The sequence below is a fragment of the Cupriavidus sp. CER-90 genome, assembly GCF_057652055.1.
Map to the genome: position 1 here is coordinate 3,214,695 of NZ_JBYGYM010000002.1, position 11,522 is coordinate 3,226,216.

General features: G+C 70.4%; 10 protein-coding genes. 5 read left to right on the forward strand and 5 right to left on the reverse strand.

Translation table 11 applies throughout. The annotated features are described in order from the left end of the window. The first annotated feature begins 15 nt into the window (after positions 1 to 15). Positions 16 to 1,920, forward strand: a complete 1,905-nt coding sequence (locus AC24R4_RS25240) for a PAS domain-containing hybrid sensor histidine kinase/response regulator (RefSeq protein ID WP_400396822.1) — start codon at positions 16 to 18, stop codon at positions 1,918 to 1,920. A 203-nt stretch (positions 1,921 to 2,123) separates the two neighbouring features. Here the strand turns inward: AC24R4_RS25240 and pdeM are convergent, their stop codons facing one another. Genes pdeM through AC24R4_RS25265 form a run of 5 tightly spaced genes read right to left on the reverse strand, consistent with a single transcriptional unit; the run spans position 2,124 to position 8,582 of the window. Then, positions 2,124 to 2,816: a ligase-associated DNA damage response endonuclease PdeM gene (gene pdeM, locus AC24R4_RS25245; RefSeq protein WP_400394611.1), complete on the reverse strand. Its 693-nt coding sequence runs from the start codon at positions 2,814 to 2,816 to the stop codon at positions 2,124 to 2,126. Continuing rightward, entirely contained in the window at positions 2,813 to 5,512 is a 2,700-nt protein-coding gene (locus AC24R4_RS25250; RefSeq protein WP_400394609.1) for a ligase-associated DNA damage response DEXH box helicase, read from the reverse strand. Before AC24R4_RS25250 ends, pdeM begins: the two co-directional genes overlap by 4 nt. After that, positions 5,509 to 7,200, reverse strand: coding sequence for an ATP-dependent DNA ligase (locus tag AC24R4_RS25255; protein WP_400394607.1), 1,692 nt, complete (start codon positions 7,198 to 7,200; stop codon positions 5,509 to 5,511). Before AC24R4_RS25255 ends, AC24R4_RS25250 begins: the two co-directional genes overlap by 4 nt. Then, entirely contained in the window at positions 7,197 to 8,291 is a 1,095-nt protein-coding gene (locus tag AC24R4_RS25260) for a ligase-associated DNA damage response exonuclease (protein WP_400394606.1), read from the reverse strand. The genes AC24R4_RS25255 and AC24R4_RS25260 overlap by 4 nt, the downstream gene beginning before the upstream one ends. A gap of 18 nt (positions 8,292 to 8,309) precedes the next feature. After that, positions 8,310 to 8,582 carry a hypothetical protein gene (locus tag AC24R4_RS25265; protein WP_400394604.1) on the reverse strand — a complete coding sequence of 91 codons (273 nt, stop codon included), beginning with the start codon at positions 8,580 to 8,582 and terminating at the stop codon, positions 8,310 to 8,312. Between the two features lie 281 nt (positions 8,583 to 8,863). Between AC24R4_RS25265 and AC24R4_RS25270 the strand changes: the two genes are divergently transcribed. The 4 genes from AC24R4_RS25270 to AC24R4_RS25285 are packed head-to-tail and all read left to right on the forward strand — an operon-like array spanning position 8,864 to position 11,522. Next, positions 8,864 to 9,715 (forward strand): STAS domain-containing protein, encoded by an 852-nt coding sequence (locus AC24R4_RS25270; protein ID WP_487523814.1) that lies wholly within the window; start codon positions 8,864 to 8,866, stop codon positions 9,713 to 9,715. A gap of 14 nt (positions 9,716 to 9,729) precedes the next feature. After that, complete coding sequence (locus AC24R4_RS25275; RefSeq protein WP_153948243.1) at positions 9,730 to 10,089, forward strand: STAS domain-containing protein; 360 nt, start codon at positions 9,730 to 9,732, stop codon at positions 10,087 to 10,089. Position 10,090: 1 nt separating this feature from the next. Next, positions 10,091 to 10,501, forward strand: a complete 411-nt coding sequence (locus tag AC24R4_RS25280; RefSeq protein WP_400394975.1) for an anti-sigma regulatory factor — start codon at positions 10,091 to 10,093, stop codon at positions 10,499 to 10,501. A 28-nt stretch (positions 10,502 to 10,529) separates the two neighbouring features. Continuing rightward, positions 10,530 to 11,522 carry an ATP-binding protein gene (locus tag AC24R4_RS25285; protein ID WP_400394977.1) on the forward strand — a complete coding sequence of 331 codons (993 nt, stop codon included), beginning with the start codon at positions 10,530 to 10,532 and terminating at the stop codon, positions 11,520 to 11,522.

Here is an 11,522-nt window from a genome sequence, read left to right on the forward strand (position 1 = left end):
CAAGACCCCAAGATCATGTCCCGTTCTGCCCCCGATCCGGCGCCGCCCCGCGACACCGGCGACGACGCCTCCTACCGCCTGCTGGTCGAGTCGATCTACGACTACGCCATCTTCCGGCTCGACGCCACCGGACACGTCATGAGCTGGAATGCCGGCGCCGCCCGCATCAAGGGCTATAGCCGCGACGAAATCATCGGCCAGCATTTTTCGCGCTTCTATACCGAAGAGGCCAAGGCGCGCCACTGGCCGGACACGGAGCTGGAAGCCGCCGCACGGCTGGGCCGCTTCGAGGACGAAGGCTGGCGCGTGCGCAAGGACGGCACGCAGTTCTGGGCCAACGTGATCATCACCGCCCTGTACGACGATCACGGCAAGCTGACCGGCTTCGGCAAGGTCACGCGCGACATGACCGCGCAGCGCGCCACCGCCGAGGCGCTGCGCCAGAGCGAGGAAACCCTCCGGCTGCTGGTCGACAGCGTCAAGGACTACGCGATCTTCATGCTTGACCCTTCCGGGCATGTCATCAGCTGGAACGCCGGTGCGTCGTACATCAAGGGCTATCGCCGCGACGAAATCCTCGGCAAGCACTTCTCGGTGTTCTACCCGCACGACGACGTGGCCGAGGACAAGCCCGGCCGCGAACTGCGCATCGCCCGCGAGAAGGGCCGCGTGGAGGATGAAGGCTGGCGCGTGCGCAAGGACGGCTCGCTGTTCTGGGCCAGCGTGACCATCACGGCGGTCTACGACGATACGCGCGCCCTGCGCGGCTTTGCCAAGGTCACGCGCGACATGAGCGAGCGCAAGCGGCTTGAGGAACTGGAGCAATCGGAACGACGCATGAACGAATTCCTGGCGACACTTTCCCATGAACTGCGCAACCCGCTGGCACCCATCCGCAACGCACTGACCGTCATGCAGATGCGCCCCGAGGACCCGCAGGCCATGCAGAAGAGCGTGGGCCTGGTCGAGCGTCAGATGTCGCACCTGACGCGGCTGGTGGACGACCTGCTCGACGTGGGCCGCATCGCCGCCGGCAAGATCGACCTGCGGCTGGAGCCCGTGGACGCCCGGGACATCATCGCCCTGGGTATCGAGGCCGCCGATCCGGCCCTGGCGGCCAAGGCGCAGACCGTGACCGTGACCGCCGACACCGTGCCGCTGCCGCTGTACGCCGACCGTACCCGGCTGAGCCAGGTCATGCAGAACCTGCTGCTCAATGCATCGAAATTCTCGTCGCCGGGCGCGCAGATCGCCATCTCGGCGTCGGTGCGCCACCGCACGCTGGTGATCCAGGTCATCGACCACGGCCGGGGCATTGCGCGCGAATCGCTGGAATCGATCTTCAACCTGTTCGCGCAGGAAGACCGGCCCGGCAGCAGCGCGCAGGGCGGGCTGGGCATCGGCCTGTCACTGTGCCGCTCGCTGGTGGAAATGCATGGCGGATCGATTGCCGCCACCAGCGAAGGCCCCGGGCTGGGCGCCACGTTCACCGTGCAGCTGCCGCTGGCGCCTGCGGCCGAAACGCCCCAAAGCGGCGACGGCCCGGGCCATGGCGGCGGCCACGGGCGCCGCGTGCTGCTGGTGGACGACAACCGCGACGCGGCCGACAGCATGTCGATCCTGCTGGAAATGTCGGGCCACCATGTGACGATCGCCTACGACGGCATGGAAGCCATCCACGCCGCCGCGCGGGTGCGGCCCGACGTGGCGCTGATCGACCTGGCCATGCCCGGCATGGACGGTTTCGCGGTCATCCACGCGCTGCGCGGCATGCCGGCGCTGTCCGGCACGCGCTACGTGGCATTGACCGGCTTCGGCCAGGCGTCGGACCGGGATCAGACCGCCGCCGCGGGCTTCGATGTGCATCTGGTCAAGCCGGTGGAACTCGACGTGCTGCTGAAGGTGATTGCGGGAGACTGACGCGCCGCGTGCTCCCGGGGGGCGAGGCGGTTCAGATCGGGGCAGTCGCGGGTTGAGCTGCTTGCCCTCTCCCCCGCCCCTCTCCCGCCGTGCGGGAGAGGGGCGCACACCGTTGGAGACTGCCATGCCTGCTGGTTGTCTCCCCTCTCCCATGTATGGGAGAGGGGCCGGGGGAGAGGGCACGGCGCATCCGGCGCGAGGCGTCATCCGCCGGGCAGCGCCCATACCCGCCCGTCGCCGACCGGATAGAGCCGTTCGCCCTGCCCCGCCCGCACCGTGGCGTGGCCGGTAAACGCACCGAACGCCGGCAAGATCATTCCCCGCTCCCCCACCACGAAGCACGGCAGCCGCAGCGCGTCGGCGCCCGTGCCGCGCAGCACGCAGGCTGGATGCAGGTGCCCGGCCAGCGCGTAACCTTCGGCACGCGCGCCCGGTTCGTGGCACAGGGCGAATGGCGGTGCCACCAGCGGTTCCGTGGCCACGGCAAAGCCCAGTTCGGGTGGCGGATCGCCCGCGTGCGTGTCGTGATTGCCCCGCACGAGCGTGCAGCGCACGCGCGACGGCATGGCGCGCCGCCAATCGTGCAGCGCCACCAGCACCGCCGCCGTGCGCGCGGCCCGGGCATGCAAAAAATCGCCCAGGAACACCAGCTCCCGCGCCGGATAGCGCCGCGCCAGGCTCAGCAGCCGGGCGAGGTTGTCGGCCGTGGTGCCATGGGGCACGGGCTGGCCCAGCGCGCGGAATGCGGCCGCCTTGCCGATATGGACATCCGCCACCATCAGCATGGACGCCGATGGCCACCAGACCGCGTGCTCGGGCAGCAGCCAGACGGTCTCGCCGGCCAGCGTCACGGCCTGGGCCCCGGCCTCGTCCGGTGTCATGGCAGCCAGATTCATAACAGCGGCAGCGGCTTCGACGGCTTGCGTGGCCGCCGGGCCTTGCGCGGGCCGGCCGGCCCTGCGTGATCGGCCATGCCGAAGCGCGCCAGTTCGGCCACGCGCCCGGCGTCCACGGCGGGTGGGTTGTCGTGCATCGGTCCGCGGTAGGCACTGCCCTTGCCGCTGGGTTCGTCCTCTGGCTGCGCGGCCGCCTGCTCCAGTTCGGCCAGCATTCGCGCGATGCGGTCGGCCAGCTTCTCGGTGCTGAGCTTTTCGCGCAGGAACTCCACGATCAGGGGAAAGGCCAGCGGCGACGGCCGTTGCAGCACGCGCAGGTCGAGCCGCCGCGTCGCCATGCGCTGTAGCGTGTCGGCCAGCCGGTGCGCGTCCAGTTCCTGCATCAGCACCTCGCGCTCGGCCTGGCCCAGCAGCAGGTTGCCCGGGTCGTGCTTGCGGAACACCTCGTAGAACAGGCTCGACGATGCCTGCAGCTGCCGCGCGCTGTGATGCGCGCCGGGGTAGCCCTGGAAAATCAGGCCGGCCACGCGCGCGATCTCGCGAAAGCGCCGCAGCGACAGTTCCCCGGCGTTAAGGCTGCCCAGCACGTCGGCGGCCAGGTCACGCTGGCGCTCTTCGGCCAGCACCCGTGGCAGCCAGTGTGCCCAGTCCACCGGCGCCGACGCCAGCAGTTCCAGCCCGTAGTCGTTCACCGCCACCGAGAACGTGGCGGGCACCTTCTGGCCCAGCCGCCACGCCAGCAGGCTGCCCAGCCCCAGATGCACCGAGCGCCCCGCGAACGGATACAGGAACAGGTGCCAGCCTTCGCGCGAATGCAGGCTTTCGGCCAGCAGCGTCTGCGGCGTCGGCAGCGCCGACCAGCGCGCCTGCAACGCCACGATCGGCGCGATCAGCGGCAGTTCGGGCGTGGCGGCCGGGTCCAGCCGGCCCGCTTGCACGGCGTCAAGCGTGGTCACCACGGCGTCGGCCAGTTCGGTCGACAGCGGCATCTTGCCGCCGTTCCAGCGCGGCACCGACGGCCGCTTGCCCGTGGCACGCCGCACGTAGGCCGTCATCTCCTGCACGCGCACCAGTTCCAGCAGCCGGCCGCCGAACAGGAAGCAGTCGCCCGGTGCCAGGCGCGCGATAAACCCCTCCTCCACGGTGCCCAGCGATGCCCCACCGCTGCCCGCGCGCGTCCAGAAGCGGACCTGCATCGAGGCGTCGCTGACGATGGTCCCCACGCTCATGCGATGGCGCCGCGCCAGCCGGGCATCGGGCACGCGCCAGACGCCCGCGTCGTCCGGCATGGCGCGCCGGTAGTCCGGATACGCGGACAGCGTGGGGCCGCCCTGGCGCACGAATTCCAGGCACCAGCGCCATTCGTCGTCGGTCAGGTTGCGATAGGCCCACGCCTGGCGCACCTCGGCCAGCAGCGCGTCGGCCCGGAAGCCGCCGCCCAGCGCCACGGTCACCAGATGCTGCGCCAGCACGTCGAGCGGCTTGTCGGGCGATTCGCGGGCCTCGATGCGGCCGGCCTCGATCGCCAGGCGCGCCGCCACCGATTCCACCAGTTCCAGGCTATGCGTGGGCACCACGGTCACGCGCGATGCGCGCCCCGGCGCATGCCCCGACCGCCCGGCCCGTTGCAGCAGCCGCGCCACGCCCTTGGGCGAGCCGATCTGCAGCACGCGTTCGACAGGCAGGAAATCCACGCCCAGGTCCAGGCTCGACGTGCAGACCACGGCACGCAGCGCGCCATTCTTGAGGTTCACTTCCACCCATTCGCGCACGGCACGGTCCAGCGAGCCGTGATGCAGCGCGATCTGCCCGGCCCAGTCCGGCCGCGCATCGAGCATGGCCTGATACCAGATTTCGGCCTGCGAGCGCGTATTCAGGAAGACCAGCGACGTGCTGCTGGACTCCAGTTCGCGCAGCACATGCGGCAGCATCGACAGGCCCAGATGGCCGGCCCACGGAAAACGCCCGGCGGCATCGGGCAGCAGCGTGTCGACGATCAGCGTCTTGGGCGTATGGCCGTGCACCAGTACACGGCGGCGCTCGGGCACGCCGGCCAGCAGCACGTCGCGCGCATGGTCAAGGTTGCCCAGCGTGGCCGACAGGCCCCAGACGCACAGATCCGGCTGCCATCCATGCAGCCGTGCCAGTGCCAGTTGCACCTGGACGCCGCGCTTGCTGCCGATCAGCTCGTGCCATTCGTCGACCACCACCAGCCGCACGCGGCCCAGCGCATCGCGGGCATCGGCCCGGGTCAGCAGCAGCGACAGGCTTTCGGGCGTGGTGACCAGCGCCGTCGGCAGGCGCCTGGCCTGGGCCGCGCGTTCGCTGCTGCCGGTGTCGCCGGTGCGCAGCGCGACGGTCCAGTCCAGCCCCAGTTCCGCCAGCGGGGCCTGCAGCGCCCGCGTGGTATCGGCGGCCAGCGCCCGCATCGGCGTCAGCCACAGCACGGTCAGCGGCGGCGGCGGCGCGCCCGCCCGCGCCGGCGGCACCGCGTAGGCCAGCAACGCGCCCAGCCACGCCGCATAGGTCTTGCCGGTGCCCGTGGTGGCGTGCAGCAGCCCGCTCTTGCCTTCGCCGATGGCCTGCCAGACGGCGCGCTGGAAATCGAACGGCTGCCAGTGCCGTGCCGCGAACAGCGCCGGCAGCGATTCCGCCACCGGCGGGGCCTGGACGAACGGGGCGTCACCGGCGCTCATGCGGCGTCCTTCGCCACGGCCGCCGGCAACATCGCTTCCAGCGTCTGGAGCGTGTCGGCTTCTTCCACCGGCTTGTCGGTGCGCCAGCGCAGCATGCGCGGAAATCGCACCGCGATGCCGCTCTTGTGGCGGCCGCTGCGCCCGATACCCTCGAAGCCCAGTTCGAACACCTGGCTCGGCGTGACGCTGCGCACCGGGCCGAACTGTTCCACGGTGGTCCGCCGCACGATGGCATCCACGGCGCGCATTTCGGCATCGGTCAGCCCCGAATAGGCTTTGGCGAACGGCACCAGCGCGCGGTCGGGCGTGCCGGGCGGCGCGTTCCAGACCGCGAACGTGAAATCGGTATAGAGGCTGGCGCGGCGCCCATGGCCGCGCTGCGCGTAGACCAGCACGGCGTCCACGGTGTAGGGGTCGATCTTCCACTTCCACCAGAGGCCCACGTCGCGCGTGCGGCCGGCCCCGTAGGCGGCGTCGGCCCCCTTGAGCATGAAGCCCTCCACGCCGAGGTCGCGCGATGTGTCGCGCAGCCGGGCAAAGTGCGGCCAGTCGTCGGCCTCGACCAGCGGGCTCAGTTCCAGCGCCGGGTGGATGTGGTCGGCCACCACCCGGGCCAGTTGCGCGCGGCGTTCGGCCTGCGGCCGGGCGCGCCAGTCCTGCCCCTGCCATTCCAGCAGGTCGTACGCCATCAGGATGGCCGGCGCGTCGCGCAGCAGCCTGGCGCCCACGGTCTTGCGGCCGATGCGCTGCTGCAGCAGCGCGAACGGCTGCACGCGGCCATCGATCCATACGATGATCTCGCCGTCGAGCACGGTGCCGTCCGGCAACCGCTGCGCCGCGTCGGTCAGCTCCGGAAACCGCTCGGTGATCAGCTCTTCGCCGCGCGACCACAGCCACGTCTGGCCCGCGCGGCGCACCAGCTGGGCGCGAATGCCGTCCCACTTCCACTCCACCTGCCAGCGCGACGGGGCGCCGAGCAAAACGTCGAATTCCTCGACCGGCGCCTGCAGCGGATGGGCCAGAAAGAACGGGTACGGCTGGCCGCCGCGCACCGGATTCGCGCCGCCCGCTTCGCCCTCGGCCGGCTCCGGCGCGATCAGGGCCAGGAACCGCTCTGGCGTGGGTAGCGTGCGGATATCCGTGTAGCCGACCAGGCGCTCGGCCACGCGTTTCGGATCGATACCGGCCACCTCGCCCAGCGCCCGGGTGACCAGCAGCTTCGACACCCCCACGCGGAAGCTGCCCGTGATGAGCTTGAACAGCACCAGCCGGCCGCGCGCATCGAGCGGCCGCCACAGCGCGTCCAGCGCATCGTCGAGCACCTCGGGCGGCTGGCCGCGCGCCAGCGCGCGCAGCGGCAGCACGCGTTGCTCGACCCATTCGGCCAGCCCGGCCGTGTCGACATGATCGGCATCGGGCAGCAGCAGGGCGATGGTCTCGGCCAGGTCGCCCACGGCCTGGTAGCTTTCCTCGAACAGCCATTCGGGCAGCCCGGCCGCCCGCTGCGCCAGCGCGCGCAGCGCGGCCACCGGCACGATCTGGCGCGGCTTGCCGCCCGACAGGAAGTAGACCGCCCAGGCGGCGTCGGCCGGCGCGGCGCTGCCGAAGTAGCGCGCCAGCGCCGCGAGCTTGGCCTTGCTCGACGTGGTGCCGTCGAGTTCGCTGTAGAGGTCGGCAAACGCCTTCATGCGGCGCCCTCCCCGGCCGGTGCGTCCGCCGTGGCGGCGTCGGAAGCCGGCTCCGCGGCGGCGCCCGTGGCATCGTCGTCATCGCCGAACTCGGTGCGGAAGCCCTGCGCGTCAAGGCCCTGCTCGCAGAGGTAGCGCACCATCACGGCCACGTTGCCATGGGTGACGATCACGCGCGCGGCGCCCGTGGCGGCAATGGCCGACAGCAGTCCTGGCCAGTCCGCGTGGTCGGACAGCGCAAAGCCGCGGTCCACGCCGCGCCGCCGGCGCGTGCCGCGCAATTGCATCCAGCCGCTGGCAAACGCGTCGGACGCCTCGCCAAAGCGCCGCAGCCAGGTGGATCGCTGCGCCGATGGGGGCGCCAGCACCAGCGCCCGGCGCAGTGCCGGGCTGCGCGCGGGCAGATCGGCGGTGGCCATGGTCGGCGGCAAGGCCACGCCGGCTTCCGCGTAAGCGTGATTCAGCGCGGCCATCGCGCCATGCACGACGATCGGCCCCGGCATCGCCAGCGCCGCGCCGGCATGGCGCATCAGCCCGTTCAGGATGCGCTGGGCCTTGCCGAATGCGTAGCAGTACAGCACGCTGGCCCGGCCCGCCGCCGCGTTGTCCTGCCACCAGCCGAAGATCTCGGCCATCAGCGCGGCCTCGCGCGGCCAGCGGTAGATCGGCAGGCCAAACGTGCTTTCGGTGATGAACGTGTCACAGCGCACCGGCTCGAACGGCGCGCAGGTGCCTTCGGGCTCCACCTTGTAGTCGCCCGAGGCCACCCAGACCTGGCCGCCGTGTTCCAGCCGCACCTGGGCCGACCCCAGCACGTGCCCGGCCGGATGCAGGCTCAGCGTCACGCCGTGGTGCGTGATGCGCTGGCCGTATGGCAGCGTATCGAGCGATATCCCCGGCAGGCGTGCCAGCAGCACGCCCCGGCCCGGTTCGGCGCACAGGTAATGGCCGTTGCCGGGACGGGCATGGTCCGCATGGGCGTGGGTAATGACGGCCCGCGCCACCGGCCGCCAGGGGTCGATATGGAAGTCGCCGGCCGGGCAGTACAGCCCTTGCGGCGTTGCCACGATCAGGTCCGATGTCCTGTCCATCCCGATATCCATCCTGATTCAGCCGGGGGCGCCCTCCTGGCCGGACTTGCCGGCATGCTGGGCGCGGTCGGCCTTGGCCTGGCCGCGGATATTGAGCACGGCCAGCGCGAACTGCAGCAACACCAGCGCCCAGGCGCCGGTATGCCATCCCCAGCCGACCCACATCGCGTTGCTGACCAGGAAGCCCCAGAAACCCGCCTTGCGGCGGCCTGCCGATTCGCTGCCCACCAGCCAGGTAGCCAGCACGGTCACAGCCATGGCGGGCCATTGCAGCGCATCAAGCCAGTCCACAGTCACCCCTCCTTAGTCCGATGCTACAGACTAGACAGGGGCGCGTGGCGCCGTCAGCCGGGGCGGTCCCGTTCCCGTGTCGGCGCATTCTCACAAGGGCGGCGATGTTACCGATAAGGCGTCTGCTCCGCACCGCGGCCCGTAACGCCGATTTCGGTTGTGCCGTCAATCAGCCGGACGCCGATAGTGTGAGCTATCAATCTCTCCTAGAATGGTTTGGGTTCACCATTCCGCCGCCACAGTCCTGCGGCCGGCCACCCCAACCCCATCATAGCCACGCCATGCGGACCCAAAACCTGCGACTTACCGACCTCCTGCGCACCGAACACGAAGACATCCTGCGCGGCTGGACGGCGGAATACCATAACTATGCCGAGGGCCGCGGCCTGACGCACAACGTGGCGGCCGAACAGACAGCCATCCTGCAGGGCCTGGAAGCGGGCCTGCGCGCCGACGGCGACGCCAGCAACTTCAACGCCGGTCCGTGGGGCACGCTGCGCGACGCCCTGGCGCACTTGTCCCGCAACCGCGCCGCCCAGGGCGAGACGGCCGACGTGACCAGCGGCTTCGTGCTGGCGCTGAAACGCCCGATCTTCGATGCGCTGCAGCGCCAGACCGGCGGCGTGGACGGCCAGATCGAAGTGATCTGGACCACCTCGGCCATCGTCGACCGCATGGCGCAGTGGACCGTTTCCGCGTACCAGAAGACGCGCGAGGACATCATCGTGCGCCAGCAGCACGAACTGATGGAGCTGTCCACGCCGGTCATCAAGCTGTGGGACGGCGTGCTGGCCGTGCCCGTGATCGGCACGCTGGACAGCAGCCGCGCGCAGATGGTCATGGAATCGCTGCTCGAACGGCTGGTGGAAACCGGGTCCCCACTGGCCATCATCGACATCACCGGGGTGCCCACGGTGGATACGCTGGTCGCGCAGCACCTGATGAAGACCGTGACCGCCATCCGCCTGATGGGCGCCGAAAGCATCATCAGCGGCATCCGGCCGCAGATTGCGCAGACCATCGTGCATCTGGGTATCGACCTGCAGGGCATCATCACCAAGTCGACGCTGGCCGACGCGCTGGCCACGGCCATGCGCATGACGGGGCACACGGTGACCCGCGACGCCAACTGAACCGCGAGCCAGCCATGGAACGAATTCCAATCCTGCGGATGGGCAAGCACCTGCTCGTCACCATCCAGATCGACATGCAGGACCAGACCGCCCTGCTGCTGCAGGAAGACCTGGCCACGATGGTCGAGAAAACCGGCGCGCACGGCGTGCTGATCGATGTGTCGGCGCTGGAAATGGTCGATTCCTTTATCGGCCGCATGCTGGTCAGCATCTCCGACATCAGCCGCATCCTGGGCGCCATGACCGTGGTGGTGGGTATCCGCCCGGCCGTGGCCATCACGCTGGTGGAACTGGGGCTGTCGCTGGGCGGCGTGAAGACCGCGCTCAACGTGGAACGCGGCATGGCGATGCTCGACGCCGCCCGGGTGCTCTGACGTGACGACCGAACTTGCCCCGGCGGGCAGCGCCCCCCTGCGCGACGAGCGCGACATCGTGCACGCACGCGCCGTGGTGCGCACACTGACGGCCCAGCTGAAGTTTTCGCTGGTGGAGCAGACTAAGATGATTACGGCGGCCAGCGAGCTGGCACGCAACACGATGGTGTACGGCGGCGGCGGCGAGATGCGCTGGGAAATCCTGTCCGAAGGCATCCGGCGCGGGCTGCGCCTGCATTTCGAGGACCACGGGCCCGGCATTCCCGATGTCGAGCAGGCGCTGGTCGACGGCTGGACCACCGGCAACGGCCTGGGCATGGGCCTGTCGGGCACGCGCCGGCTGGTGAACGAGTTCGAAATCCGCACGCAAGTTGGCGAGGGAACCTGTGTCAGCATCACTCGGTGGAAGTAAGGGCCACGGCCCGCATCACGCGGTGCCGATGAGCGACCCCAGCCGCGTGGGCGAAGCCCGGCGCCACGTCGCCGAGATGTCCGCACGGCTGGGGTTCGACGCCATCCAGTGCGGCCGCCTGGCGGTGGCCGTCAACGAACTGGGCAACAACCTTGTGCGCCACGCACAGGGTGGCCGGCTGCTGCTGGCCGCGTGCGAAGTGGACGGCAGCCTGGCCATCGAACTGATGTCGATCGACGACGGGCCCGGCATGGCCAACCTGCCGGCCTGCATGCAGGACGGCTACTCCACGGCCGGCAGCGCCGGCCAGGGCCTGGGCGCTGTCAGCCGGCTGGCCGACGATTTCGATGTGCATACCCAGCCCGGCGCGGGCAGCCTGATCCTGGCGCGCTTCTATCGCGACCGCGACGCGGCCGGCAAGCCGCGCCGGCTGGACGGTGGCTTCGCCGTGGGCGCGATCTGCCTGGCCGCCCCCGGCGAGCAGGTCAGCGGCGATGGCTGGGGCGTGGCCGTACACGATCGTCGCGCCGACGTGGTGCTGGTGGACGGGCTGGGCCACGGGCCCGATGCCGCCGCCGCCGCCACGGCGGCGCTGACGGTGTTCGACCCGCAGCGCGGCGGCAGCCCGGGACAATACATCGAGCGTGCCCATGCCGCGCTGCGCGGCACGCGTGGCGCCGCCATCGGGGCCTACCGCATCGACGGCGGCACCCAGCGCATCCGCTTTGCCGGGGCGGGCAACATCCTGGGCCGCGTGATTTCCGGCATCGCCGACCGCACGCTGGTCAGCCAGAACGGCACGGCCGGCATCCAGATGCGCTCGGTGCAGGAACAGGAGCTGGACTGGCCTGACCATGCGCTGGTGATCCTGCATTCCGACGGCATCCAGTCGCGCTGGCAGCTCGACGACGCCACGGTGCTGCAGCGCGACCCGGCCATCGTGGCCGCCTTCGTACTCTGGAAATTCGCCCGCGGGCGGGACGACGCCACCGTGGTGGTGATCCGCCGCGCGGAGTGTTGA